This window comes from Ralstonia sp. VS2407 (genome assembly GCF_052950655.1).
Genome location: NZ_JBRFVG010000002.1, coordinates 50,383 through 74,294, shown reverse-complemented (window position 1 = coordinate 74,294; position 23,912 = coordinate 50,383). Strand labels below are relative to the sequence as shown.

Here is a 23,912-nt window from a genome sequence, read left to right as displayed (position 1 = left end):
CGTTGATGATACTGCCGATTCGCATTCGTTGCAGAGTCAACGATCGGGTTGCCGGACGATGTCCTCATAACAACGGCTGACATTTGCCGTCATGCCGGGCAACTCTTCTGCAAGAAATTCAATGAATGCGCGCACGGCCGGTACCAGCCCGCGGCGTGACGGAAACACTGCGTGAAACTGGTGCACCGGCAAGCGGTATTCCGGCAGCAGCACGACCAGCCGCCCATCGCGCACTGGCTCAGCGCACAGGTTGAACGGCAGTTGCGCAACGCCAATCCCGGCCAGCGCCGTCTGCCCCATCAGGTACAAGTCGTCCGTCACCAGCGCGGGGGTGTAGTCGATATCGACCGCGCCGCCTTCGGGGGCGGTCAGGCGCCAGCGCGTCCGCTCGCCGGTCGCACCATCGACGCCCACGCCCATCACGCCGCGCATCGATTCCGGCGTCTCCAACGGGCCATGCTCGGCAACAAATGACGGGCTGGCGACGAGCACCTGATCGCTCACGCCAAAGCTGCGCACGACAAGGTTGGAATCGTCCAGCGTCGAGCGCACGCGCAACGCGACATCGTAGCCGTCGCCGATCACGTCGACACGGCGATTCGTCACGTCCAGCTCCAGCCGCACGTCGGGCTGCGCACGCAGGAATTTCGACAGCACGGGTGCGATGAAGACGTGCGCCACGCCCACCGGACAGCTCACGCGCAGGCGGCCGGAAGGTTTTTCGCTGGCATGCTCGGCCACCTCGAAGGCGGCGCGGGCGGCCTGCGTCATCGATTCGCAATGCGTAAAGAACGCCGAGCCCACGTCCGTCACATGCACCGCCCGCGTTGAGCGCTGCAGCAGCCGCACACCCAGACGTGTCTCGAGATCGGCCACGCGGCGGCTCACGCGCGATTTGGGAATCCCCAGCGCCCGGGCGGCGCCGGAAAAACTGCCGTGCGTCACCACACTGGCAAACAGGACGAGGTCGTTCAGGTCTTCCATGGCCGTTCTCCAAAGCTCCGGCGCATTGTCTCACTCATAGAACGATGTGTGTCGATTCGACCCACTACTGGAACTCGCTGCATCGCACTATCTTTGCGGCAACCCACCTTTTTCTTGGAGAGACACCATGCAAGTCCTTCACATTGATTCCAGCATCCTCGGCGACGCCTCGGCCTCACGCCTGCTGAGCGCCGCCATTGTTGACGAGCTGCGCCGCGAAAACCCCAGCGCCACCGTTGTCCACCGTGACCTGTCGGTCGAAGCGATTCCGCACCTGGACGGTGCCATTGCCGCCGGCTTTCGCGCCACGGGCGCCGATGATTTTGACGATGCCACCCGCGCCGAGCATGCCCGCTCGGAAGCGCTCGTGAATGAACTGCTCGCCAGCGACGTAATCGTGGTGGGCGCACCGATGTACAACTTCTCGGTGCCCAGCCAGCTCAAGGCCTGGATTGACCGCGTGGCGCAAGCCGGCCGTACATTCAAGTACACGGAAAACGGCCCGGTTGGCCTGGCCGGTGGCAAGAAGGTGATCGTTGCGTCGACACGCGGCGGCATGTACTCCGCCGGCCCGGCAGCCGCCATGGATTTCCAGGAGGCCTATCTGAAGACCGTCTTCGGCTTCTTTGGCATCACCGATGTGCAATTCGTGCGCGCAGAACGCCTTGCGATGGGCCCGGACGCCCGCGCACAAGCCCTGGAAGCAGCACACGCCGCCATGCGCGACGTTGTCAGCCAGGCCGTGGCAGCCTGAGCGAACACGGTTGCGGCGCAACGGGACGCGCCGCAACCGGCCTCGCAGAATGCCAAACGGGCGCCAGCAGCACAATGCGGCGCCCGTTTTCGTTTTTACTTGCGTGGCAAGAAGATGGGATCGGCGCAGATGGCCGATCGGCAGATCACTCGTCGCGGTGTTCGCGTGCCTCGTGCATCGCTTCGAGCATCCGGCGCGTACGCAGCTTGTTCCACATGACCGGCGCGACGATCGCGGTAGCGATCAAGCACGGTGCGGCCCAGGCGATGGTGGATTCCAGAAGATTCGTCATGATGCGTCCCCCGATGTGTTGCCGATGCGCACGGTTGGGCGGCGCGCATCGCATGGTCCCCGCAGGGCTTTGCTGCCTCGGCTGGAGCCGAGACGCCCTGACATCTATATGAACGGCTATCGGCGCTGTGCGTTCAAACTTGAAGCCCAACGTTTGCCGTTTGTTGTATTTCCCGCCGATCTCGAGGATCTGTCAATACTGTGGCGATAAGTTCGTGGAACATTGTGGCGCTGTGCTGACAGTGCCTGAACAGGCCCGAGCGGCTCCACAGTCTGATCGCAAAGGTAACGGCAAATTACGGCAACCGTGACGCAAGCGTTGGCAGCACGGGGCGGGCCGTCGATTACCGGCCTGAACGTCACAGTTTTTCTTACAAACGGTAAAGCGCGGTTTCGAGGGGTGTCCATACAGTGAGGCCAAGTCCAACGATCACCACGGAGCCTCATCATGAAACGCACCATCGCCCTCCTCATCCTTGCTGCTGCCGCCACCTCTGCGCTGAGCGCGTGCGTAGTGGTGCCGGCAGGCGGCTATTACGACCGCCCGCATTACTACCGCCCGTACTACCGCGGCTATTGATCCACGCATTGCGCGGCGCGGCCTGCAAGCCCGCCGCTCAGGCCTTGCGCGCCTGCAGCATGCGGATGCGCGCGACAGCCTGGTGGTCGGTCGTGGCGGCATCGTAAAGGCGCGCCAGATCGGCCTTCAATGCCGTGCGCGAACCGCCGTCCAGATACACCATGTGCCCCGACGGATAGAACCCCGCCGACAGGTTCTTGCGCACACCCGCATCCAGCAACGGCATCGCCTTCAGGTCCAGCATGGTCTGGTAGAACGGCGTGACGAAGTCGTAATAGCCGTTGGCGGAGAACACTTTCAGATCCACGTTCAAGCTCATCGTGGCCGCCAGGTCGCCGGCGGTGTAGAGCGCGACGTTGCCGTTGGCATCAAGCCCTTTCTGCGCGCCGGTCGGGTCGGTGTGACGGAAGTCCCAATGGCGGAAGGCCTGGTCGTTCAAATCCGTGAAGGCGGAGTTGGACGTGAACTTCAGGTCGTCGTTCAGGTAGGTGTTCCACATGGCGGTGTAGACGCCCGACACTGCCGTCATGGTCGGATCATTGCCGCCGGAGTTCGGATCTACGCTGGCTGCAATGCCGGTGTGGATGCCCGTGACGCGGCCGTCGTACGCCCCCAGCGACAAGCCCTTGTCGGCCAGCAGCGTGGTCAGGAACAGCGACGTGCCCGCGCCGTCATACGCGGCCACATCCAGCCGCCAGCCCTGCAACGTCGCCGCCTCGATGCCCGTGTAGGCAGACAACGTTTTCAGCACGGCCGGATCGGCATGCGTGGGTTTGGCGAGCGCTTTTTCGTAATCGGTGCTGGCAAATACGGCGGCAGCTTCGGCAAAGTCGCCCACATCCGCGGGCAGTGGCCCGCCCTTGGGCGAGGTGGCTCGCTTGTGGAACCACGCATCCGCCGCACAGGTCGGCAACAGCCCCACCGGGTTGCCCGCCTGCGTGTAGTCAAGGATGGACGACTGCAGCGTGATGCCGTTCAGGTCGACCCCGTCTTCATGCAACACATACGACAGCACGCAGGAACGCGCCGTGCCGTAGGACTCGCCAAACAGAAACTTCGGCGAATTCCATCGATCATTGGCCGTCAGCCAACGCTTGATGAACTGCGCGATGCTGCGCGCGTCCTGGTCAACGCCCCAGAAATCGAGGTTGCGCTTGGGCGCGATGGCCGTCGAATAGCCGGTGCCGACCGGGTTGATGAAAACCAGGTCGGAGCGATCGAGCAGACTGTCCGGGTTGTCTTCCATGCGGTACGGCGCGGGCGGCGTGAACGACGGCATCGATGTCACGATGCGGCGCGGTGCGAACGACCCCAGCAGCACAAATACCGCCGAAGACCCCGGCCCGCCGTTATAGAAGAACGTCACCGGCCGCGCGTGCGCGCCGCCCGCTGGCGCATCCGCCACAAAGGCCACATGGAACATCTTGGCCACGGGCTGCGAACTGCTCGGGTCTACCGTGACGAGGTGGCCGGCATGCGCGGTGTAAGCGATATTGCGTCCGCCGATGCGCACGGTGTGATGCGTGATCGCCATGCCCTCGCTGGTGTCGGTCACGTTGTCGTCGGGGCCGTTGCCGTAAGCGGTGGGGTCGAAGAACGGCTGGTCGGTGGTGGTCATGCGTGCCTCGCTGCTAGAAAAGGTTCGCGATTGCGTCGCCCTTGGGGCTGCCCAAGCCTGTGCAGGCGTCCCAACCGGGCGCGGCGGCAAAGGTGCCGTTGTTGCCCTGCTTGATGTCGTTGAACGCGGCGGGGTTCTGATACAGCCGCGCATGCAGATAACCCGCCGGGCGCCCCTTGATGGCGTTGATGCGCGCGATGAGCGCGGCCCACAGCGGTGCGGCGGCGCTGGTGCCGCCCACTACGCCGGACTCCCCATCCACGCGGACGACATAGCCGGTCAGCGGGTCGGCATCGGCCGAGACATCAGGCACGCCGCGCCGCGCCAGCGGCACACTCTCGCCGCCGGTCTGCTGCGCGGCCAGGCCCTGCTGCCAACCCGGCAATGCAAAGACGGTGCTCACCCCGCCGCCGCCCGCGCCGCCTCGTGCGCCGTCGTTCCAGACGGTTTCCTCTTCGATGCGGTTTCCGCTGGCACGCACGCTGGTGCCGCCACATGCCAGGGCGTACGGGCTGGAGGCGGGAAAGTCGACATGCTCTGCACGATCCGGCATGCCATCACTGGAGCCGTTGTCGCCCGAGGCCGCACACACCGTCACGCCCATGGTTGCGGCGCTCTGCAGCGCGGCGTTGACGGCTTGCATGGCCTGCGGCGTCCAGGCGTTTTCGGGCGCGCCCCAACTGATGGAAACCACCGAGGGCCGCAGCTTGGTGTCATGGATGGCGGCGTTGATGGCTTGCACGAAACCGGCGTCGGTATTGACGGTGAAGTACACAGCCAGCGTGGCGCCCGGCGCCGCAGCGCCTGCCACTTCCAGGTCGAGCATGACTTCGCCGTCGGGCCCGCTCGGGTCGCCGGTCGGGCGGTTGGCGCCCGGCCCGACCGGTATGGCCGTCACCGTCGGCATCGGCACGCCCACCTCCTGGAAGTACGCACGCAGATCGTCTTCCCGATAGCCGCCGCCAAGCTCAACGAACGCAATGCACTGGCCGGCGCCATCGCCCTGCGGAAAGCCGTAGAGCTGCGCGAGCTGCACCGGCGTGTACGACGCGGTGGGCGCCGCACGGGCGGGCCGGATGCCTCCCGGCTCAACCGATCCGGTAGGCAACGGCACAAAGCGAAAGTGCGGCGCCGCCTGCGGACGTGAGTCGAGCCCCAGCACGGCAACCACCACGTCCTGCAATGATTCCGGCAACCGCAGCGGGCCCGAACGCCCGCGGTATTCGCAGTCGCCGTGTGCCACGCGGTGCAGGTGCGTATCGAACGCGCGGCAGAACTGTTCGACGGAGCCTTCCAGCATGACCGTGGCGGCGGCCACGTTCACTTCGACCACTTGCAGGCCCTGTTCGCGGGCAAAGGTGCGCACGGCGTCGATGTCGTCCGTGGCAGCGCCAAACTGGGCGGCCCACTCTTCGCGGGTCAGCGGTGTGGGCGGTGGCGTTCCGGCAGCATGCGCGTGGACAAATCCGGACAGGCGCGCATCGAGCTCAGCCTCGTTAGGGCGGCGCAATTGCACGAGCGCCCGGATCTGCTCTGCCGGATGCGCATCGCCGAGGATGCGCGCGTCTTCAGGAATGGTGCGCTCGCTGCCGCGCAGGGGGTGCCGGACCATGGGCCATCTCCATGTAGGTAGGTGGCCTGTGCGTCGCAACCGGCGTGCCGAGGTATGGAGGGTGCCGACAGGATGCGGCGCCACCTCCAACCACGTTAGGCGATGGCTTGCCCGCTTGATCTACAGCGTTCGTCAGTCGGCAAAATCGGCGCTGCTGGCACCTTCTGCTGCGTGCTGCGGCTTGCCTTCGGCAAAGGCGCGGCGGATCAGTGCGCCGCATGCCGCGCTGCGCACATAGGCCCGGGGGGCCAGAGTCTCGCGCACGAGCATGCCGTAGTGCTGCCTGTCAGCGGTGATCCACGGATAGAAGCCGAAGGCGCCGGCAGAGCTGAACGCACCGTCGCCGCCGGGCTGGTCCTCGATCCAGTAGTTGAGCGCGTAATGCCACGGCAGTGCGGCCGGGGTGCTGACAGCGGTTGGGCACGTGCCCGGCTCGGTGCAAACAGCATGCTGGCCGAGCATCTTGCCGAGCTGGTATTCGCCGCGAATGAGACGACGCAAGAACTGGCCATAAGCCGCCGGCGTGGCGATCATTCCGCCGGCCGGTTCGGGTGCGAGGTAGCGAATGCCGAGCGGCTGGCCGGAATCGCGCAGGCCCGGCGCATTGGCAAGCTGGCGGTCGAGGTCGTTGTTGAGCGCCTCGGCGTCGGCACGGCCCAGACCGAGATCCATCAGCAGCTTCTGATCATGGCCGCCGTTGTAGCTGAAGCGGCCAACGTGCCCAGGCGTGAAGGTCGCGTTACGGCCGCGCGCAAAGCAGCTTTGCACGGTGTCGTTGCGATTGCACAGCAGAGGATTGAGCCCGTCGTAGCCCGAGCGCATGGTGAGCGCATCGATTTCGGCAGGTGTGGGCTTACCTTGCGCACGCTCCACCACGTAGGCACCAAACACCCATTTGGATGCCGATGCCAGACGCACCGTCTTGTTGGGCCCGATCCGCTGGCCCTGCTGACCGTGCATCAGTTCGCCATGGGCGTCACCGATTTCCCAGTAGTAATCGCCCAAGCGCTGACAACTGCCGGCATTCGCGAGTGTGGATTCCACGGCGGCACGGCGCGTTGCCAGGCTCGGTGCACCCGCGTGCGCCGCGGCCGTTGCCACCAACGCTGCCCATGCCACCAAAGCGGCGCTCACCCCTCGTCCGAACCCTGCGAACGCCCTGTTGTCGTCGGCGCGTCTTGCTTGCGTCATGTCGATGTCCTGCTCGTTTTCTGATGCCTAGCCAGCCCGGCGGCACTGTACCGCAGCACGCGTGGCATTCCGCTGTTTTGACGCAGGGGTGCCTGTTGCTGTGCAGTCTTGCAACATGTCCTCCGCGAACGCGCATGACTGTATCGGCGGCACCTTGCAGGCAGGTTGCGGGCATCCCATCGGTATGCGTTTCAAACGTAAGCGTTTGCGCGCCGATTAATCGTCTTGGCGAGTGATGAATATCACTTCATATTCGAACCCCCAATATGTCCTAAACCTCCCGTTTATGAGCCAAATGGAGGATAAGAATCATGCCAAGGGGCGCTAGCGGTCTGCAGAGAGTGTCCTAGAATGCAACCGAAGAATAGTAGATTTAAATAAAACTAAATACGCGGCAGCGGCGAGCTTTCGGGAGCGGGCCATGGGAACAATCAAACGGGGAACAGCGAGCTTGAGTGCTCGCCTGGGGTGGGAACGTCACCCTGCTAATTGGCAGGTGATCCCTACGCGTCGGCGCCTTTTTCAAACACGCCTTCCGGCGACGCGCACCTCCACCGTTTTGCTTTGGATTCTGGCCATCTCGATTACCGTCGGTGTCGGGCTGATGCACCAATTGTGGTAACCAAAAAAACATAAAGGAATTTTGTACGGGGAAGGTCGCAGCGCGAGAGCGAACCCGCAGTCAACCACCGAATTGACAGACCGTATAACGGCACCGAGGGATAGTCCGACCCGCTTCACTGGGTCAATCGCATCCGGATGGATTCAGCATCTGGAGCATCGTCATCCCTCCATTCGGAAACAACGCTCCTGCATGTGGCCATTGCGCCGCGAAAGCGGCATGTGGGGCTCGCCGCTCAACTGGCGCGCCTGATCAATGGGGGAGCATCATGAACATTTCATTCACCGGCAAGACCTTCAGGTCCGTAGGCGACCTGTTCTTCCAAGCCATCGTCGACGGCAAGGTCGTGAGCTGTTTCGTCACGTCTGAAGCGCTCTCGCTTTGCGATTGCGCGCATCAAAAAATCACGGCCGAAGAGGTCTATCGCAATTACCGCGACTGGATCGAATTGGCTGCGTCGGACCTGATCCGCGCGGGCTCGCTCGCACCGGTCATCGTGCGCGGCCGCGACCTGGCCGCTTCTCGTGCCTCGCTGCCGCACGGTGGCGTGCCGGCCTACGATCTGGATCGCGCGCGTCAACTGCGGCTGGTCCCGCGCTCGTCGCGCTGATAGCGCTGGCGCAGCGGAACGTGCGGTCGGGGGGCCGCACGTTCCGTGAGTGCCAAAGCTCAACGCACGATTAATCGGCCGGGAAATCCTCTTCCCAATATTCCTGCAGGTTGCGTACGCCCGCGGCGCTTTCGCTGCGCGTGGCTTCACGCATGCGCAATTCGACGCGCCGGATCTTGCCTGAGATGGTTTTGGGCAGATCGGCAAACTCGATGCGGCGCACGCGCTTGTACGAAGCCAATCGGCTACGGCAAAAGCCGAGGATGTCGCGCGCCAGTTCTGGCCCGGCTTCGTGCCCCGCGCGCAGCACCAGGAAAGCTTTTGGCACGGCCAGACGGAGCGGGTCCGGGCTCGGCACAACGGCGGCTTCGGCGATGGCCGGGTGCTCGATCAGCACACTCTCCAGCTCGAATGGGCTGACACGGTAATCCGATGCCTTGAACACGTCATCGGCGCGGCCGACGTAAGTCAGGTAGCCGCTGTCATCGCGCGCCGCAATGTCGGAGGTGTGATACACGCCGCCGCGCATGGCCTCGGCGGTTTTGTCGGGGTTACCGGCGTAGCCCTCCATCAGGCCTGTCGGGCGGGCATTCAATTCGATGCAGATTTCGCCCTCTTCCGCCTCGTGGCCGTCGGGGTCGCGCAGCGTGATGCGGTAGCCCGGCAGCGGCCGGCCCATCGAGCCCGCCTTGACCGGTTGCCCGGGGCTGTTGCCGATCTGGCACGTGGTTTCGGTCTGGCCGTAGCCGTCTCGGATGGTGATGCCCCACGCGGCGCGCACCCGTTCGATCACCTCGGGGTTGAGCGGCTCGCCTGCACCCACGAGTTCGCGCAGCGCGGGTTTCCACGCGGCCAGGTCTTCCTGGATCAGCATGCGCCACACCGTGGGCGGTGCGCACAGCGTCGTCACCTTGGCTCGGCACAGCACATCAAGCGCCGCCTTGGGCTCGAAGCGCGCGTAGTTGTAGATGAAGACGGTGGCGCCGGCATTCCACGGCGCGAAGAAGCAGCTCCACGCGTGCTTGGCCCAGCCCGGCGAGCTGATGTTCCAGTGCACATCACCGGGGCGCAGGCCGATCCAGTACAGCGTCGACAGATGCCCCACCGGATAGCTCGCATGCGTATGCATCACGAGTTTGGGTTTGGACGTGGTGCCGGACGTGAAATACAGCAACAACGGATCGCTGGCCTGCGTTGGTGCGTCGGGCTTGAATTCAGCGGAGGCATCGTAGGCGTCTTCAAAACGGTGCCAGCCGGCCGGCGCCTTGTCCGTACCGACCGCGATGCGTGTGAATGTGCCTGAGACCGCGTCCAGCTTGGCGCAATCTGCCCCGCCGACCACCACGTGGCTCACCTCACCCATGGCAATGCGTTCGCGCAGGTCTTCTGCCGTGAGCAGCGTCGTGGCCGGAATGATGACCGCGCCGATCTTGATGCTGGCGAGCATCACATCCCACAGCCCCGGCACGTTGCCGAGCATGAGCAGGATGCGATCACCGCGCTGCACGCCCAGCGCCCGCAAATGGTTGGCCACGCGCGCCGAGCGCTCCGCCATCTGTGCGAACGACAGCCGCGTCTCGTTTCCCTGATCGTCGACCACCCACAGGGCGATGGCGTCGTTGCCGCGCGCCATGGCGTCGAAATAATCCAGCGCCCAGTTGAAACGATCCAACTCGGGCCATACAAAATCGCGCACGGCGGTGTCGTAATCCTCACGGTGCGCGAGCAGAAAGTCGCGGCACCGCAGGAAAGCGTCCAGCGATGTCATGCCTGTCTCCTTGGGTTCGGAGCGCGGCGTTATGCACGCTCCAACTGCACGCGCCTCGTCCGGGCGCTACGGAAACGCACCTGCAACCAACATCGCCACTTATAGGAGGAATTCCTCCGCCAGACCAGCCCGGATTCTCCCGAGCCATGCGCTCATTGCGAGCGCGGCGGAAAACGCAGCGAGCGGCCGCCGCCCAGGCTCAGCCACGCCCAGGCCGCTGCGGCAACCACGGCACCCAGCACGACGATCCACTGAGCGCTGACCAGCATCAGCTCGATCGTGCCGGCCATGTCGGGCAGTATCTGCGGCCAGGCCGGCGCAAGCCAGCCGTCGGCGTCGAACCATGCGCCGCGTCCGGCGCCCGTGGCCAGTTCCACCGCCAACAGCGCCGCATTGATGGCCGCGAATGCCATGCCGCTGTGTGCCAGCAGGCGGCTGAACACCGGCAGTTCATACAGGGGCTTCATATATTGGATGTGCCGTGTGAGCGACCACGCGCACACGATGAGCAACGCTACGCTGATGGCGGCCATAGGCGCCGGAGTGCGCAGGCACACGCCCAGCGCGATCCACGCCAGCGCATGGATCTCGTGGCGCCGATAGATGCGCAGTGCACGCGCCGCGTGCAGCAGGCCGATCGGCGGAACACCTGGGGGAACACCGGCAGACGCCATGATGTGCTCCATGAGCGGAAGGTTGGTGCGGCGCCGCACGTCTGTAGCTGGGCAGCCCGCAACTGCTTGCAGTGTACCGACCGGTTTTCACCGGCGCGAGTTCAAACAACATCCCTCCGCCAAATGACGGACGCGCAACGCACTCAGGCCTCGCGCAAATGCTCGATCAACTGGCGTGCGAAGACAGGCAGATCATCGAAATGGCGCACGCAGATGCGCAGCAGGCGCGTCGCCCAGGCGTCGGTCAGGCGCACACGGCGGATGCCCATGGAGCGCTGCAGCCGGATCGCCGCATGCTCGGGAATGACGCCCACGCCCACGTTGCGTTCCACCATGCGGCAGACGGCGTCGAAGCTGCGCAGCCGCACGCGGTATTTGAGCCGGTGACCGGCGCGGGCGGCGTGCCCCGCCAGATAGGCCTGCAATGCGTTGTCGCCCGTCAGGCCGACAAAATCCTCCTGCAAGGTTTCGACGAAGGCCAGTTCGCGGCGCTCGGCCAGCGGGTGGTCGCGCGCGGTCACCAGCACAAGGCGATCGTGGCGGAACGGAAAGGTCTCCAGCCCGGACAGGTCGACCGCGTCGTTGACGATGCCGATGTCGGCGCGCCCCTGCGCAATCGCTTCGACAATCTCGTGGCTGACCAGCTCTTCCAGATCGACATCGACTTCAGGGTGTGCGGCCAGAAACGCGCTGAGCGTTTCCGGCAAGAACTCGGTCATGGCCGCCGTGTTGGAGAGCAGCCGCACGTAGCCCTTGAGACCGCGCGCGTATTCGCCCAGCTCGCCGCGCATGCGATCCATCTGTTGCAAGACGACGCGGGCGTGGTGGACGAGCGTGCGGCCGGCTGCGGTCGTTTCCACACCGCGCCGGTTGCGCGTGAGCAGCGGGACGCCGAGCGTGTCTTCCATCCCGCGGATGCGCGCGCTCGCCGACGCCAATGTCAGGTGCGCACGCTCGGCACCCGCCGTGATGCTGCCGGCTTCGGCGGTATGGAGGAAGAGTCGGAGGTCGGTGAGGTCAAAGCGCACGATGCATCTCAAAATTATCGCCAGCCTCAGTCTTGCACTGAGGCTAGGTCAATGTATCGCACATTGTGGCGGGGTCGCCAGTGTCCGAAACTGAGGCACCTAAAAACAGAACATCCCAGACATCGCGCCCAATGGAATCCGCCACGCTGCTGCTTTTTGGCGCGGGCCTGCTCGCCGGCATGATGAATGCGCTGGCGGGCGGTGGCTCGTTTGTCACCCTGCCCGCGCTGATGTTCGCGGGTGTGCCGTCGGTGTTTGCCAATGCGTCGAGCACGGTGGCGCTGCTGCCCGGCGCGGCCACATCGGCGTGGGCGTATCGCGGGGACTATCGCGGGTTCAGGCAGGTCTCGATGCGGGCCATGGTCGCGATCAGCCTTGTGGGCGGACTGCTCGGCGCGCTGCTACTGATGAACACGTCGTCCCGCGCGTTCGATTTCATCGTGCCGTGGCTGCTACTGGTCGGCTCGCTGGCATTTACCTTCGGCAAACAGGCCGGTGTGTGGCTGCGCCAGCGCATGCAGATCGGGCGGACAACGCTGCTGGTCGCGCAAGGTGCGTTGGCCATCTATGGCGGCTATTTTGGCGGCGCAGTGGGGATCATGATGATGGCGGTCTGGGCACTGTTCGGCCACGACGACATCAAAGCATTGAACGCCTCGCGCACGCTGCTGGTGGGCGCGACCAACCTCGTCGCCGTAGCCTGTTTTGCACTTGCCAGGATGGTGTGGTGGCCACAGACGCTGGTCATGCTGGTAGCAGCCGCGCTGGGCGGTTATCTTGGCGCGCATGTCGGCAAGCGCTTGCCGGTGCCGGTTGTGCGGGCGTTGATTTCCACCTTCGGTTTTTCGATGACGGCGCTGCTGTTCTGGCGCGCCTGGTCGCACGTTTAGCATGAGGAGAACCGCCATGTCCCACATGCAACCTCATCCCGCACACCGCACGGCCGCGCCACGCGCCAATCGCGATCCGCTGGCCCACCGCGCGACGCGCGGTGCCTGGCACGCCCACATTGAAACCGCCTCTACCGAGCCGGAAATGGCGGGGGCGCAAGCGGTGTTTTATATCGCGCGTGGTGTTGCGGTCTTGCTGGCCGCCCTATCGGTGGGCCTGGGAGCCGCATCCAACGACGCAGAGCAACCTTCCACGGCATACCCCTCTTCTTCGCAGGCGACAGCGCGCTGACGGCGCGTTATCATCCGCCCCCCGCTGCATAGGCCCGTTCAATACCAATCCAGTATCGAGCGGGCAAAGAAAAAGCCCGCGGGCCGGGGGGCGGGCGGGCTTAACATCTTCAGCCTTTGACGACGAAAGATGGTCGGGTGTGCTTTGTGAACGAGCAATGCGCCGGAATTCACAAAGCGAGGCCATTATAAAAAGTGCGCGCCCCCCGCCATACCCCAACAACGAGGGGGGTCCGTGTCATTTCTGATTAATCCCTGAGCGCCGTGTCCAGCGCCTGCGGTGTCAGCAACCCGCTCGATGCATGACGCTTGCCGTCAGGACGCAGGATGATCGTGCGCGGCATCTCGCCCTGCCAGCCGGGATCAAGCGCGGCGCGCAGGCGCTCCGGCATGTCTTCGGCATTGGCGTATTGCGGCACACGTGCAATGCCGATCTTTCCGTCGCGGGCCAGTGGTGCCAGCGCACGGTTCAGCATCTCGGCCTGGTCGGGACCGTCCATCGACACCATCACCACATCCACATCTTGCTTGGCGGTGCGCCGCCATTGCGCGATACGGGCGATGTTCTCGCGGCAATAGCTGCAATCCAGTGACCAGATTTCGACGATCAGCGGGCGCGCCTGTGGCGTCTGCAGCAGTGCCGGCACATCGCGGGCATGCAACGGTTGGAACTGCAGCGCACCTGCGGCCTGGGCGGCGAAGGTGGTGGTGAAGGCGGCGGCGGATAACGCCACGCCCACCGCAAACGATTTCCATCGAATCTTCATTCCGATGCCTCCAACGATGGATTGGACGGAGTGACATTGCCGATATCGATCAGCCGATAGCCCTCGGCCTGCGTGCGCCACGACAGGTAGACATGGCCATCGCGCGCCAGCAGTTGCGGGTGATCGCTTCCGCCATTGGTGCTTGCCAGGCTGGCGGGCGCTGTCCAGTGCGCGCCGCCGTCCGTGGATTTGCGCAGCAGAATCTGCATGCGGTCGTCGGCAAACTGCTTCCAGACCAGCCACAGCGCGCCGTCCGCGGCGAGCAATGCGGGGTGCGATGCCTGCGCGCCGGCTTGTGGCGAACCGGCAAAACCCCAAGCCTCGCCGATCGGTTTGCCGTCGGCCGAAAGCCGGCTGTAGAACAGCCCCGGCTTGTCGTGCAGTACGGAAAACCACGCCATGTGCCGCACACCATCGGCCGTCACGACCAACGCGGGACCATGGTGCGGACACGCATCGACGCGCCACTCCGAGAACGTTGCCCGCGTGACGGCAAGCGGCGTGTTATCGATCGGTAATGTCGCCAATGCGTGGTCACGAATCTGCCCGGCAAACACGTTGCGCCACAGCGCGAGCATGTGGCCGGCGGCATCGGGCGCCAGCGCAATGCGGCAGCATTCGCAGGTCTGGTCGATGATCTTGCGCTCGGGCGCGAAGGTGGCGCCACGGTCGGTCGACACGGTGTAATACACTGCCGCGCCGTCGTACGGCTGTTTGGCTGCCTGCGCGCGCAGCAGGTCACGCTTGTCGATCCACGTGACGAAGATGCGGCCGGCGCCATCGACCGCAATCGAATCGAAGCGGTGCGTAATCGGCTGGCGGTCGTGGTGCACGGTGACCGGTGCGCTCCACGTCTTGCCGCCGTCAAGCGAGCGCGAGAAACGCACGAAACCCGTGTACGGCGCATCGAGCGGGCGCGACCAGCTCAGATACAGCGCACCGTCCGGGCTGGCGATGACCTTGGGGCGGTTCTCGCCGTCGGTATAGATCGGCTCGGGTTGCGGGTTCACGCGCTGCGGCGTGGACAGCGTCTTGCCGAGATCGTTGGACGAGGCGACCACCACATGCGGCCCTTCCGCCCACGTCACCCACAAGCGCCCTGCCTTGTCGAACGCCGCCGACGTGGCGAGCTGCGGTTTGGCGGCAGCTTTGCCTGCCATGGCGCCGTGATCATGACCTTCGTGCGCGAGCGCCAGCGTTGCCGCAAAAGCCAGCAGCGCACCGGCCAGGAATCGAGGAATCGACTGCATTACAGACGCCATTTCAGTTGTCCATAGAAGGTGCGCGACGGATACGGGTGGTACACGAAATACCGCCGGTCGGTCAGGTTGTCGACGCCCAGCGCCAGCGTGACGTGCTTGTCGATGCGGTAGCTGGCCTTGAGATCCACGGTGAAGAAGCTGCTGGTGCCACCGTAGACATTCGGCAGCACATCGGTGTTGTCGAGCGTGCCGTATTGCCGGCCGGAGTACCGCACGCCCGCGCCGACCGTCCAGTCGGGCGTGGCATGCCAGCTCGCAAAGAGATTGGCGCGCACGCGGGGCATGCGCGGCCAGGTCTTGTCGACGTAGGTCGGGTTCGCGGCGTCGGCCAGCGTCTTCGATTGCGTGAAGGCGACGTTGGCTTCGACGTCCACGCCACGCACGCCCGCATCCTGCAAAACGTCCTGCCCCGAGTACGCCAGTTCGATGCCGCGCGTGCGCACGCGATCGACGTTCTGCACGTTCGTCACGTTGGGCGTGACGGTGATGTTGGTCTGCGTGTAGATGCTGTCGCGCACGTCGCTCTGGAACAGGCTGGTACGCAGCACGCCGTAAGGCACGGCCTGCTCGACGGTGAAGTCGAAATCGTTGGCGCGTTCCGGCTTGAGGTTCGGATCGTTGTTGACGATCGTGTTGCCGCTGATCGTGCCCTGGAACAGCTCCGCCACCGTCGGAAAGCGCACCGCACGGCCGTACGACAGGCGCAGCAGCGTGTCTTGCGTGGCCTGCCATTGGATGGCCGCCTTGGGCGAGAACGCGTCTTCGGTGCGGCTAGCGTAGCCCAACGTGCTCGTGCCGTTGCCGAGCTGGCCGTTGTAGGCACGCCAGCTTTCATAGCGCAGGCCCAGCGTGGCCAGCCATCGCGGCGCAAACGCCCAGGCGTCCTGCAGGAAGACGGCCTGCGTTTGCGTGTCGCCCTGGTAGCTGGATTTGAGCGTGGAGAGCGCTTCCGTTGACCAGTTGGTCGCGTTGAAGGTCTGGTTGCGCAGGTGATATTGGTCGTAGTGGTAGCCGGTCGTGAAGGTATGGCCGGACACCGTGGGCGACGTCGCCTTGATGTCGAAGTTGGACCAGCCCGTGCCGTCGCCATAAAACACCGTGCCGGGTCCATTGCCGGCCGCCGTGTTCGACGCGCGCAGGATGTCGCGCGAGACGTTGTAGGCCGACGCGTTGGTCTCGATCTTCCAGCCACCGATCTTGCCCTTCACGCCCAGGCCGTAGAGCCAGTTTTCCTGATCGCCGTTTTGTGGGGCGAAGGTGTTCGGGGCAATCGTGTATGGCGTGCCGTTGATCAGCACATTACCGCCCGTGACGACGTTGCCGGCGGCATCGCGCAGGAAGCTGAGCGCCTGATCGTTGTAATGGTTCTCCCAATGGCCCAGCGTGAGCGATGCCTCCAGGCTGTCGCTGAACACGTAGCCGAATCGCAGCGTCTCTTGCAGCTGCTGCGTGCGCTCGAGCATCTGCGGCCCGAGAATCACGCGCGGCTGTCCGTTGGGGCCCAGATCCTGCCGAGCACCCGTGACCGGCACCGGCGTACCGCCAGCGGTGAACCTGGAGTTGGGCGTAGCGTATTGCATCGGCTGGCTGTCGTTCTCCAGCCGGTCGACCGACAGCGCATACCAGAACTTGCCGATCCGGTCGCCCAGCGATGCGCTCTCGTGGTTGCCGGTGACGTTGCGCGAGAAGCCATATGCATCGTTGTAGTGCTGGCTCATCACTTGCGTCTGCGCGGCGGCCTCGAATTTTTCGGGCCGGCGCAACGTCATCGCGATGGTCGTGCCCATCGAGTTACCCGGCAGCAGCGCCGAGAACGGCCCATACAAGATATCGACGCGCGCCAGGTCATCCGGCCCGACCATCGACCAGCGCGGCGGGTAGCTGTAACTGGAGCCCAGCAGGTTCGAGAGCAGGATGCCGTCGGCATACAGCAGGCCCCGTGCGCTTTGGATCTCGTTGAAATCGCGGCCGGCGAAGATGGAGTTGCGATCGCCAATGAAGCGGCGGCGCACCATCACGTTGGGCTGGTATTTGACGGCGTCTTCGGTGGTGACGACGTTGCGGTCGGCCAGTTGATCGGCTGTGACGCTCTGCACGACCGCCGGCGTATTGCGAGCGAACGGCGCGGGGTTGGCGTTGGCCCGCACCACGGTGGGCGCGAGCTCCTGCATGACAGGCACGGGCGCAGACGCCGCGTCCTCGGCGGCAAAAGCAGACAGTGGTGCCGCTGCACTCAGCGCGAGCGCAGCACGGCACACCAGCGTGCGCCTAGGGGCGGCGGCCCCGGCGCGCTTGTGGAATGACATCGGAAGGTCTCCGGATTGCGATGGCGTCGGCCCAAGCAGGGCCGAACGCAAAGGCGCCACGGAGCTACGTCCGCAGGCGCGTCAGATCGACAACGACGCAGACACAGGAGGCGCGCGCGACTCGGCCACGCGCAGCGCACTGCGCGCGTAGACGGGCGCCGGGGTGGCCGGCTGCCGCACGCGATAGACGAAATGGGCGGAAGGAACATCGAGCGCCGGCAACGAGGCCAGCGCCAGCCCGGCAGCAAACCCCGGGCAATACAGACAGTGCGCCACGCTGTGGTGGGCGGCCGAATCGTCGGCGGAGCCATCGCCTTGCACGTCGATGGCGACCTGCACGGTGCTGCCATGCGGTGCCGTTGCGCTGCACAGCTCGACGGCCAGCGTGCCCGTGGCTGCCGCTCGTGCGGAAGCGAGCACCGGCGACAGTACGTTCAGTACGATCGCAAGCCAGACGAGGAAGAGCCAACGGCGATGGAGCATGGATGGACAACGTCAGAATGTGGCGAGTATAGCGCTGCACACGGTTCCCCGAATTGCCTGCGGCACAGTGCCGCGCATAGGCAAAATCGGCGGAAATCGACTGGCGCTTGGAGTGGAATTAGCCTTAATTATTGGATCAACTATAATTTATACCAACCCCCATAATCAGGTCTAAAACAGGGCTTTCCATGGATTCCGACACTGATACCAGCCGCTTCAACTTCCACCGCCAGGACCTTGCCAACACGCTGTGTGACAGCCTGGAAGGCAAGGGCTTGGCCGATGCGCGCTCCGGCCTGTTCCTGGCGGCGCCCCGGCGCACCGGCAAAAGCACGTTCCTGCGCGAAGACCTGGTGCCGGAGGTCGAACGCCGCAAGTGGATCGCCATCTACGTGGACTTGTGGGCCGACCGCGCCCGCGACCCCGGCCTGCTGATCGCCGACGCCATCAAATCGAAGCTGGCCCAGTTCGACGGGCCGATCGCCAAGCTCGCCAAGCAGGCCGGCATGGAGAAGGTCGACGTGTTACGCACCTTCACGTTCAACCTCGGCAAGATCGGGCTGCCGCCGGGCATCACCCTGGCCGATGCGCTGGATGTGCTTTACAAAGCAGTGCAGCGGCCCGTCGTGCTGATCATCGACGAGGCGCAGCACGCGCTGTCCACCGAGGCCGGCACCAACGCCATGTTCGCGCTCAAGGCCGCGCGGGACCAGATGAACCAGGGGGTGGAAGAACCGCGCCTCTTCCTCGTCTTTACGGGATCGAACCGCGACAAGCTCGCCAACCTGCTGCTCAATCGCACACAGCCGTTCTTCGGCTCGCGCGTGACCAACTTCCCGCTGCTGGGCCGGCCGTATGTGTCGGCGTACACGGCGTGGGTCAACCAGCACCTGGCGCCGAACAACCAGTTCAAGGAAGACGACATGTTTGCCGCCTTCCAGTTGGTCGGCCACCGGCCGGAGATGCTCAAAGGCATCGTCAGCGAGATCGCCCTGGAGCTGGGCGAAGCCGCCAGCCTGGGCGAGCTGCTCAAGCGCGGCGCGCAGGGGTTTCGCGACCGCATCTGGGGCGAGATCGAGAGCGATTACAGCGCGCTGACCGAAATCCAGCGCGCCGTGCTCGCGGTGCTGATCGAGCGCGGGCAAGGCTACTCGCCGTTTTCGGAAGACTCGATGAAGGCGTATGCGGCCAAGCTCGGCCACAGCGAGTTTTCCACCGCCACGGTGCAAGCCGCGCTTGATGCGCTGCGCGACAAGAACCTGATCTGGAAGGAGTCACGCGGCGCCTACGCGCTCGAAGACGAAAGCCTGGCGCTGTGGTTTCGCGAGACGCGGGGCGCGCATGCCGTGCCGCCGCGGTTGAGCAAGTAGCGACGCTGATCGTCAAACAGCCGCCACCGGCACAGCCTGCGTTCGGCCGAGCAGGCCCCACACCACCGCCGCCGACACCACCGATACGACGGCCAGCGCATGGGCAATCTGCGCAAACGCGGCAACGTAGGCCGAGATGAGCGTCGGCGCCGAAGCGGCAGGCAGCAGCGCCAACGCTGCGGGCACGTTGCCCATGGCGGTGCGGTGTGCGGCCTCCATCCAGGTCGCCACGTTCGCGCCGCCGGACGCGCGGGCCTGCGAAACGATGAGCGCCGTCAGCACCGCGCCCACCACGGCCAGCGTAACCGCCTCGCCAGCCACGCGCGTGGTGCTGAAGATGCCGGTGGCCATACCCGCGCGCTCCTTGGGCACCACGCTCACGGACAGGCCATCCATCAGCCCCCACGCGAAACCGGTACCGAAGCCTGTTAGCAGCATCGGCAGAATCCATGCGGCAGCAGGCTGGCCTGGCGCAACATCGCCCAGCCACCAGAAACCCATCGCCGCCACCAGCAGCCCGCCACACGTCAGCGCCGCAGCGGACCACCGATGCGCGAGTTGCACCGCCAGCAGCGGCACGACCAGCAACGGGAGCGACAAGGCAATCATCGTGACACCTGCCTCCGTTTCGCCCTGCCCCTCGATGCCGATAAGGCGCGCGGGCAGCAACACCAGCATCGCCACATAGCACGCCGTGGCAAGCGGCAGGAACTGCACGCCGACAAAACGACGAAAGCGGAAGAGCGAGAGATCGAGCATCGGCCTGACCACGCGCTGCTCGATGGCGACGAACACGGTCAGCCCAAGCGCTGACGCAGTGAACAACGCCAGCACCACGCCATCCCTCCAACCGCGCTCGGGCACCTCCATCAGGGCCCAGGTGAGCAGGACAAGCGTCGCCGTAAAACTTGCGGCACCGGCCCAGTCCACGCCGCGCGCATCGGGGTCGCGCGTTTCCCGCATGCGCGGCACGCCAAACACAAAAGCCAGCGCGCCCATCATCGCGCACAGCACGAAGATGGCACGCCAGCCCTGCGTCTGTATCAGCGCGCCTGCAATCAGTGGCCCGAAGGCCAAGCCCACGCCAAATGTCGTCCCCAGCAGGCTGAAGGCGCGAATGCGCGCATGCCCGTCAAACTCCTGTGCCAGCGCAGCCGAGCCACCCGCCAGCGACATCGCCGCCGCCACGCCTTGCAGCGCGCGCAGCCACCCGATGGCGTTCACGCTGGGCGCCAGCGCGACACCAATCGATGCCAGCACGAACAACGCGATCCCGCTGGCGAACACGCGCTTGCGGCCATACGAATCGGCCATCGCGCCAGCCACCATCAGGCAACTGCCGAAGGCGAGCATGAAGCCGTTGACCACCCAGTTGAGCGCCGTGGCACTGCCGCCCAGCGCACGTCCGATGGCCGGCGTGGCCACCGCCGCACCGGTAAAAGATAGCGGCAGGACCAGCCCCGCCATGCAAACCGCTGCCAGCACCAGCCAGCGCCCAGCATGCGCGGGGCAGTGTGAAATCGTCGTGTTCAAGGGAGCCTCTTATTTTTGTATCGATTGGTATACAAATTAACGAGGCGACACGGCTGACGTCAAGGATTAATATATTGACCAGTACATAAATAAGGATTTCAGGACTTCATCATGGCGACACGAGGACGCCCCCGCACCTTTGACCGCGACGAAGCCTTGCGCCAGGCCATGACCGTGTTCTGGGCGCGCGGCTACGAGGGCACCACGCTCGACGAACTCAAGCTGGCGATGGGCGGCATCACCGCGCCGAGCTTCTACGCGGCATTCGGCTCGAAGGAAGCGCTCTTTCGTGAAGCCGTTGCGCTCTACCGGCAGACGGCAGGCAGCACCACGGTCATCGCCCTGACCGAACCGGCGACCGCGCGCGAATCCATTGACGCGCTGTTGCGCAGCAATGCCCTTGCCTTCAGCCAACCCGACGCGCCGCGCGGATGCATGGTCGTGCTGGGCGCGCTGTTGTGCTCGGCGCCCAATCAGCAGGTGCAGGAGGACTTGCGCGCGATCCGGCTGGAAACCATCGAGGCCATCCGAACGCGCATCCGCCGCGGCATTGCTGAGGGCGATGTGCCCGCCTCGGCCGACGCCGATGCACTTGGCGGCTACTACGCGACCGTGCTCAATGGCCTGTCGATCCAGGCGCGCGACGGCGCACCACGTGAAGCATTGATCGCCACCGTCGATTGCGCGATGGCCGCGTGGGACGCAATGGCCCGCGCCCGCTAAACTGCACAGACGACCACAACAATATTCGGGGAGCAGCCAAATGGCACGCAATCGCACCACGTGGCGCGCGCTGGCGGCCGCGTTTTTTCTGCTGACGAGCGCGGGCGCCGCTGTCGCGCAAGATGCAACGCCAGCACAGGCACAGGCCCCGGCCACGAACTGTCCGCCCCCGGCCTCCAGCTTCATCCCCAAGGACGGCTGGGCCGCCGCCGCGCAGCGCGCGACCGACCACGGCCTGCTCTGGCGTATCGAAAAGAACGGTCACACCTCGTGGCTCTACGGGACGATCCACGTTGCGCGGGCCGACTGGATGCTGCCCGGCCCCGCCGTGCGCAGCGCGCTTCAGCAGGTGGACAGCATCGCGCTCGAACTCGACCTGCTCGACAAGGGCACCGACCGCAAACCGCTCATCGCCCACAACACCGCCGAAGATCGCCGCCTCATGGCAGGCCGGCGCGGTGAACGCTTCAACAAGCTGCTCTCCGCGGCGTGCCTGCCCGACACGGCGCTCACACAGATCCGCAAGTTTCAGCCGACCATGCAACTGGCCTCGCTGGCGGTGCTGGGGGTGCGCACGGACGGGCTCTATCCGGATTTCGGTATCGACCTGTTTCTGACGACTTACGCCAAGAGCGTGCATTTGCCCATCGTGCCGCTCGAAACGCTGGCGCAGCAGGTGCGCGTGCTCAACGAGATCGTGCCGAAGAACGAGGTCGCTCAGCAATTCGATACCGTGCTCGACGCGATTGAATCGGGCGAGGCGCGCACGCAGACGCTCACGCTCGCCAATGCCTGGGCCGACAGCGACATCAGTACGCTGGAGCACTACCCCCAGTGGTGCGATTGCCTGAAAACGGCGTCGGACAAACGCGCCTTCCAACGCCTCGTGACGAATCGCAACCGCGCCATGGCCGAAAACATTGCGCGCGTGCACAACAGCGGCCAGCGCGTGTTTGGCGCCGTGGGCGCGTTGCACATGATCGGGCCCAAGGGGATTCCGGCGCTGCTGGCGGCGCGCGGCTACAAGGTCACGCCGGTGTTACCGGCGCCTGCACCGCGTTAGACCATCAGCGCTTTTCCGGCGGCGTGGCGCCGACAGCCGCCGCCAATTCGGCATGCGCGGCCAAGTCTGCGCGACGATGCTTGACTGTCGTGCTGGCCGGGTGCTTGCCCAGGAAGTTGCCGTTCTTCCAATCCTTCGACGGGCGGATCGGCCGCGCCGTAAAACCGCCGCCGCAGTTCGGGCAGACATTGCCGAACACGCCGTCTGCACACGTCGCGCAGAACGTACATTCGAATGAACAGATGCGCGCGTGGGTCGCATCGGGCGGCAGCGCCGTGTTGCAGTGTTCGCAGGTCGGGCGGAGTTCGAGCATTGCGTCGTCGGTGTGGTGGGTTCAGTCCAATGCAGCCAGGATCTGCTGCGCACAGGCTTCGTCGGTCACAAGGCCGGTCAGCCAGCCGCCTCGCAAGGCCGCCCCGATCGCGCCCGCCTTGGCCACACCGCCAGCAATGGCGATGACGGGGCGAGAGGGCATCGGCCTGAGCGGCAAGCTCGTGATGCGGGTCTGCAGCGGCGCCTCCAGCAAACGACCCTGGGCATCGATCGGCCTGCCGATCAACTCGCCGGCTGCGCCATGGGCGAGCAGATCATCCACATCCTTCGCGCTGATGAAGCCATCGACCTGCAATGCGCAACCGGGCCCGATCGTGCCGACCCCAATGAACGTGACATCCGCCTGCGCTGCCAGATCGGCCACCACGCCGTAGAGCCGGTGCTGGCACCACTGCCTCGTGTCTTCGGCGTTGTCGGCAACAAGCGGCGCAGGGAGCAGGTAATAGCGGCTGCGGGTTTTCTCCGCCGCGGCAAGCGCGACGTCGTAACGGTTGGACGAGCCGTCCGCTGCAATCGCCCCGACCATCGAGACGATGCGATGCTGCGGCCGGTCAATATCTGGAAGTTGATCGATCGCGGCGCGCAGCGTGCGGCCCGAGCCGACGTTCACCACGCGCGGCGCATCAGCCAGCAGGTGGCGCTCCATGATTTCCGCGGCGGCCACGGCAATCATGCGTTGGGCAGCGTCTGCATCGTCGGCACTGGCCGGCACCACATGGCAGGTCTCCAGCCGGAAACGGCTGCGCAGGCTCTCCGCCAACTCCAGACACGCTGACACCGGGTGCGTCACACGCACCTTCACCAGCCCGTGCTCCACCGCATAGGCGATCAACCGCTGGGCGATCTGGCGCGACACGCCCAGTTGCTCGGCGATGTCGTGTTGCGTGTGGTTGCCCACGTAGTAAAGCCACGCTGCACGCGCAGCCTGGTCTCGTTTTTCCTGCTGCTTGGACACGCAGCGCCTCCTCTAGAACCTCGGCGATATGGGATGCATCGTAGCGTGCTTTTGCTCTTTCAACGAGCATTTGCTTGACAAGCGCAACATCGCATCCGATTATTTGCTCACAACACGGACAATTGCTCAAATCCCGAAGCAAGTCCAGGCGGTGCGCCCGCATCGCCACATTCCAAGAAAGGAGACGACTGCATGTTCCGCACG

Annotated in this window: 23 protein-coding genes; 8 read left to right on the top strand and 15 right to left on the bottom strand. The window is 65.0% G+C overall.

Annotated features, from left to right (window positions below; translation table 11 throughout):
* Nucleotides 1–36: 36 nt before the first annotated feature.
* Entirely contained in the window at nucleotides 37–984 is a 948-nt protein-coding gene (locus ACU8YE_RS03595) for a LysR family transcriptional regulator (RefSeq protein WP_446928110.1), read from the bottom strand.
* A gap of 127 nt (nucleotides 985–1,111) precedes the next feature.
* Here ACU8YE_RS03595 and ACU8YE_RS03590 point away from each other — a divergent pair, with 127 nt between their 5' ends.
* Nucleotides 1,112–1,738, top strand: a complete 627-nt coding sequence (locus ACU8YE_RS03590) for an FMN-dependent NADH-azoreductase (protein ID WP_446928109.1) — start codon at nucleotides 1,112–1,114, stop codon at nucleotides 1,736–1,738.
* A 145-nt stretch (nucleotides 1,739–1,883) separates the two neighbouring features.
* On the opposite strand, the gene ACU8YE_RS03585 is transcribed toward ACU8YE_RS03590, so the two are convergent.
* Nucleotides 1,884–2,030 (bottom strand): hypothetical protein, encoded by a 147-nt coding sequence (locus tag ACU8YE_RS03585; RefSeq protein ID WP_232039835.1) that lies wholly within the window; start codon nucleotides 2,028–2,030, stop codon nucleotides 1,884–1,886.
* Nucleotides 2,031–2,477: 447 nt separating this feature from the next.
* On the opposite strand from ACU8YE_RS03585, the gene ACU8YE_RS03580 reads away from it, so the two are divergent.
* Nucleotides 2,478–2,609: a hypothetical protein gene (locus ACU8YE_RS03580; RefSeq protein ID WP_260801500.1), complete on the top strand. Its 132-nt coding sequence runs from the start codon at nucleotides 2,478–2,480 to the stop codon at nucleotides 2,607–2,609.
* A 37-nt stretch (nucleotides 2,610–2,646) separates the two neighbouring features.
* Here the strand turns inward: ACU8YE_RS03580 and ACU8YE_RS03575 are convergent, their stop codons facing one another.
* The 3 genes from ACU8YE_RS03575 to ACU8YE_RS03565 all read right to left on the bottom strand — a co-directional run bounded on the left by ACU8YE_RS03575 (nucleotide 2,647) and on the right by ACU8YE_RS03565 (nucleotide 7,030).
* Complete coding sequence (locus tag ACU8YE_RS03575; RefSeq protein WP_446928108.1) at nucleotides 2,647–4,317, bottom strand: S10 family peptidase; 1,671 nt, start codon at nucleotides 4,315–4,317, stop codon at nucleotides 2,647–2,649.
* Complete coding sequence (locus tag ACU8YE_RS03570) at nucleotides 4,241–5,839, bottom strand: S53 family peptidase (protein ID WP_260801498.1); 1,599 nt, start codon at nucleotides 5,837–5,839, stop codon at nucleotides 4,241–4,243. Before ACU8YE_RS03570 ends, ACU8YE_RS03575 begins: the two co-directional genes overlap by 77 nt.
* Before the next feature lie 132 nt (nucleotides 5,840–5,971).
* Nucleotides 5,972–7,030, bottom strand: a complete 1,059-nt coding sequence (locus ACU8YE_RS03565; protein ID WP_446928107.1) for a hypothetical protein — start codon at nucleotides 7,028–7,030, stop codon at nucleotides 5,972–5,974.
* A gap of 890 nt (nucleotides 7,031–7,920) precedes the next feature.
* Here ACU8YE_RS03565 and ACU8YE_RS03560 point away from each other — a divergent pair.
* A complete protein-coding gene (locus tag ACU8YE_RS03560; RefSeq protein WP_004627574.1) occupies nucleotides 7,921–8,262 on the top strand; it encodes a DUF1488 family protein in 342 nt (113 codons plus the stop codon).
* Nucleotides 8,263–8,332: 70 nt separating this feature from the next.
* Here ACU8YE_RS03560 and ACU8YE_RS03555 read toward each other — a convergent pair whose 3' ends face one another.
* The 3 genes from ACU8YE_RS03555 to ACU8YE_RS03545 form a co-directional block, all read right to left on the bottom strand.
* Nucleotides 8,333–10,030, bottom strand: coding sequence for an AMP-binding protein (locus ACU8YE_RS03555; protein ID WP_232039839.1), 1,698 nt, complete (start codon nucleotides 10,028–10,030; stop codon nucleotides 8,333–8,335).
* A gap of 152 nt (nucleotides 10,031–10,182) precedes the next feature.
* Nucleotides 10,183–10,704 carry a hypothetical protein gene (locus ACU8YE_RS03550; RefSeq protein ID WP_232039840.1) on the bottom strand — a complete coding sequence of 174 codons (522 nt, stop codon included), beginning with the start codon at nucleotides 10,702–10,704 and terminating at the stop codon, nucleotides 10,183–10,185.
* A gap of 143 nt (nucleotides 10,705–10,847) precedes the next feature.
* Nucleotides 10,848–11,732 (bottom strand): LysR substrate-binding domain-containing protein, encoded by an 885-nt coding sequence (locus tag ACU8YE_RS03545; protein WP_147218306.1) that lies wholly within the window; start codon nucleotides 11,730–11,732, stop codon nucleotides 10,848–10,850.
* 131 nt (nucleotides 11,733–11,863) lie between these two features.
* Here ACU8YE_RS03545 and ACU8YE_RS03540 point away from each other — a divergent pair, with 131 nt between their 5' ends.
* Together ACU8YE_RS03540 and ACU8YE_RS03535 are read left to right on the top strand one after the other, a co-directional pair.
* Nucleotides 11,864–12,622, top strand: coding sequence for a sulfite exporter TauE/SafE family protein (locus tag ACU8YE_RS03540; RefSeq protein ID WP_316870752.1), 759 nt, complete (start codon nucleotides 11,864–11,866; stop codon nucleotides 12,620–12,622).
* A 16-nt stretch (nucleotides 12,623–12,638) separates the two neighbouring features.
* On the top strand, nucleotides 12,639–12,914 hold the full coding sequence (locus tag ACU8YE_RS03535) for a hypothetical protein (RefSeq protein WP_316879355.1): 276 nt from the start codon (nucleotides 12,639–12,641) through the stop codon (nucleotides 12,912–12,914).
* 247 nt (nucleotides 12,915–13,161) lie between these two features.
* Here ACU8YE_RS03535 and ACU8YE_RS03530 read toward each other — a convergent pair whose 3' ends face one another.
* The 4 genes from ACU8YE_RS03530 to ACU8YE_RS03515 all read right to left on the bottom strand — a co-directional run bounded on the left by ACU8YE_RS03530 (nucleotide 13,162) and on the right by ACU8YE_RS03515 (nucleotide 17,731).
* Nucleotides 13,162–13,680 carry a hypothetical protein gene (locus ACU8YE_RS03530; RefSeq protein WP_446928106.1) on the bottom strand — a complete coding sequence of 173 codons (519 nt, stop codon included), beginning with the start codon at nucleotides 13,678–13,680 and terminating at the stop codon, nucleotides 13,162–13,164.
* Nucleotides 13,677–14,930, bottom strand: coding sequence for a sialidase family protein (locus ACU8YE_RS03525; RefSeq protein WP_446928282.1), 1,254 nt, complete (start codon nucleotides 14,928–14,930; stop codon nucleotides 13,677–13,679). Before ACU8YE_RS03525 ends, ACU8YE_RS03530 begins: the two co-directional genes overlap by 4 nt.
* Entirely contained in the window at nucleotides 14,930–17,248 is a 2,319-nt protein-coding gene (locus ACU8YE_RS03520) for a TonB-dependent receptor (RefSeq protein ID WP_446928105.1), read from the bottom strand. The genes ACU8YE_RS03525 and ACU8YE_RS03520 overlap by 1 nt, the downstream gene beginning before the upstream one ends.
* An 81-nt stretch (nucleotides 17,249–17,329) precedes the next feature.
* Nucleotides 17,330–17,731 carry a DUF2946 domain-containing protein gene (locus ACU8YE_RS03515; protein WP_232039846.1) on the bottom strand — a complete coding sequence of 134 codons (402 nt, stop codon included), beginning with the start codon at nucleotides 17,729–17,731 and terminating at the stop codon, nucleotides 17,330–17,332.
* A gap of 188 nt (nucleotides 17,732–17,919) precedes the next feature.
* Between ACU8YE_RS03515 and ACU8YE_RS03510 the strand changes: the two genes are divergently transcribed.
* The gene (locus ACU8YE_RS03510) at nucleotides 17,920–19,101 is read left to right on the top strand and encodes a hypothetical protein (RefSeq protein WP_232039847.1); all 1,182 of its coding nucleotides are present in this window, start codon (nucleotides 17,920–17,922) and stop codon (nucleotides 19,099–19,101) included.
* 12 nt (nucleotides 19,102–19,113) lie between these two features.
* Here ACU8YE_RS03510 and ACU8YE_RS03505 read toward each other — a convergent pair whose 3' ends face one another.
* Nucleotides 19,114–20,634, bottom strand: coding sequence for an MFS transporter (locus tag ACU8YE_RS03505; protein ID WP_446928104.1), 1,521 nt, complete (start codon nucleotides 20,632–20,634; stop codon nucleotides 19,114–19,116).
* A gap of 111 nt (nucleotides 20,635–20,745) precedes the next feature.
* Between ACU8YE_RS03505 and ACU8YE_RS03500 the strand changes: the two genes are divergently transcribed.
* Nucleotides 20,746–21,357: a TetR/AcrR family transcriptional regulator gene (locus tag ACU8YE_RS03500; RefSeq protein ID WP_414561861.1), complete on the top strand. Its 612-nt coding sequence runs from the start codon at nucleotides 20,746–20,748 to the stop codon at nucleotides 21,355–21,357.
* 40 nt (nucleotides 21,358–21,397) lie between these two features.
* Nucleotides 21,398–22,420: a TraB/GumN family protein gene (locus ACU8YE_RS03495; protein WP_446928103.1), complete on the top strand. Its 1,023-nt coding sequence runs from the start codon at nucleotides 21,398–21,400 to the stop codon at nucleotides 22,418–22,420.
* A gap of 4 nt (nucleotides 22,421–22,424) precedes the next feature.
* Here the strand turns inward: ACU8YE_RS03495 and ACU8YE_RS03490 are convergent, their stop codons facing one another.
* The gene (locus ACU8YE_RS03490) at nucleotides 22,425–22,733 is read right to left on the bottom strand and encodes a DUF1272 domain-containing protein (RefSeq protein WP_232039849.1); all 309 of its coding nucleotides are present in this window, start codon (nucleotides 22,731–22,733) and stop codon (nucleotides 22,425–22,427) included.
* 21 nt (nucleotides 22,734–22,754) lie between these two features.
* Nucleotides 22,755–23,708, bottom strand: a complete 954-nt coding sequence (locus ACU8YE_RS03485; protein WP_322018465.1) for a sugar-binding transcriptional regulator — start codon at nucleotides 23,706–23,708, stop codon at nucleotides 22,755–22,757.
* Between the last annotated feature and the right edge of the window lie 204 nt (nucleotides 23,709–23,912).

Coding starts and splice junctions, on each gene's coding strand:
- ACU8YE_RS03540 (WP_316870752.1), top strand. CDS start 11,864: ATGGAATCCGCCACGCTGCTGCTTTTTGGCGCGGGCCTGCTCGCCGGC.
- ACU8YE_RS03495 (WP_446928103.1), top strand. CDS start 21,398: ATGGCACGCAATCGCACCACGTGGCGCGCGCTGGCGGCCGCGTTTTTT.
- ACU8YE_RS03585 (WP_232039835.1), bottom strand. CDS start 2,030: ATGACGAATCTTCTGGAATCCACCATCGCCTGGGCCGCACCGTGCTTG.
- ACU8YE_RS03550 (WP_232039840.1), bottom strand. CDS start 10,704: ATGGCGTCTGCCGGTGTTCCCCCAGGTGTTCCGCCGATCGGCCTGCTG.
- ACU8YE_RS03590 (WP_446928109.1), top strand. CDS start 1,112: ATGCAAGTCCTTCACATTGATTCCAGCATCCTCGGCGACGCCTCGGCC.
- ACU8YE_RS03515 (WP_232039846.1), bottom strand. CDS start 17,731: ATGCTCCATCGCCGTTGGCTCTTCCTCGTCTGGCTTGCGATCGTACTG.
- ACU8YE_RS03510 (WP_232039847.1), top strand. CDS start 17,920: ATGGATTCCGACACTGATACCAGCCGCTTCAACTTCCACCGCCAGGAC.
- ACU8YE_RS03520 (WP_446928105.1), bottom strand. CDS start 17,248: ATGTCATTCCACAAGCGCGCCGGGGCCGCCGCCCCTAGGCGCACGCTG.
- ACU8YE_RS03570 (WP_260801498.1), bottom strand. CDS start 5,839: ATGGTCCGGCACCCCCTGCGCGGCAGCGAGCGCACCATTCCTGAAGAC.
- ACU8YE_RS03560 (WP_004627574.1), top strand. CDS start 7,921: ATGAACATTTCATTCACCGGCAAGACCTTCAGGTCCGTAGGCGACCTG.
- ACU8YE_RS03525 (WP_446928282.1), bottom strand. CDS start 14,930: ATGCAGTCGATTCCTCGATTCCTGGCCGGTGCGCTGCTGGCTTTTGCG.
- ACU8YE_RS03595 (WP_446928110.1), bottom strand. CDS start 984: ATGGAAGACCTGAACGACCTCGTCCTGTTTGCCAGTGTGGTGACGCAC.
- ACU8YE_RS03555 (WP_232039839.1), bottom strand. CDS start 10,030: ATGACATCGCTGGACGCTTTCCTGCGGTGCCGCGACTTTCTGCTCGCG.
- ACU8YE_RS03580 (WP_260801500.1), top strand. CDS start 2,478: ATGAAACGCACCATCGCCCTCCTCATCCTTGCTGCTGCCGCCACCTCT.
- ACU8YE_RS03530 (WP_446928106.1), bottom strand. CDS start 13,680: ATGAAGATTCGATGGAAATCGTTTGCGGTGGGCGTGGCGTTATCCGCC.
- ACU8YE_RS03565 (WP_446928107.1), bottom strand. CDS start 7,030: ATGACGCAAGCAAGACGCGCCGACGACAACAGGGCGTTCGCAGGGTTC.
- ACU8YE_RS03490 (WP_232039849.1), bottom strand. CDS start 22,733: ATGCTCGAACTCCGCCCGACCTGCGAACACTGCAACACGGCGCTGCCG.
- ACU8YE_RS03535 (WP_316879355.1), top strand. CDS start 12,639: ATGTCCCACATGCAACCTCATCCCGCACACCGCACGGCCGCGCCACGC.
- ACU8YE_RS03500 (WP_414561861.1), top strand. CDS start 20,746: ATGGCGACACGAGGACGCCCCCGCACCTTTGACCGCGACGAAGCCTTG.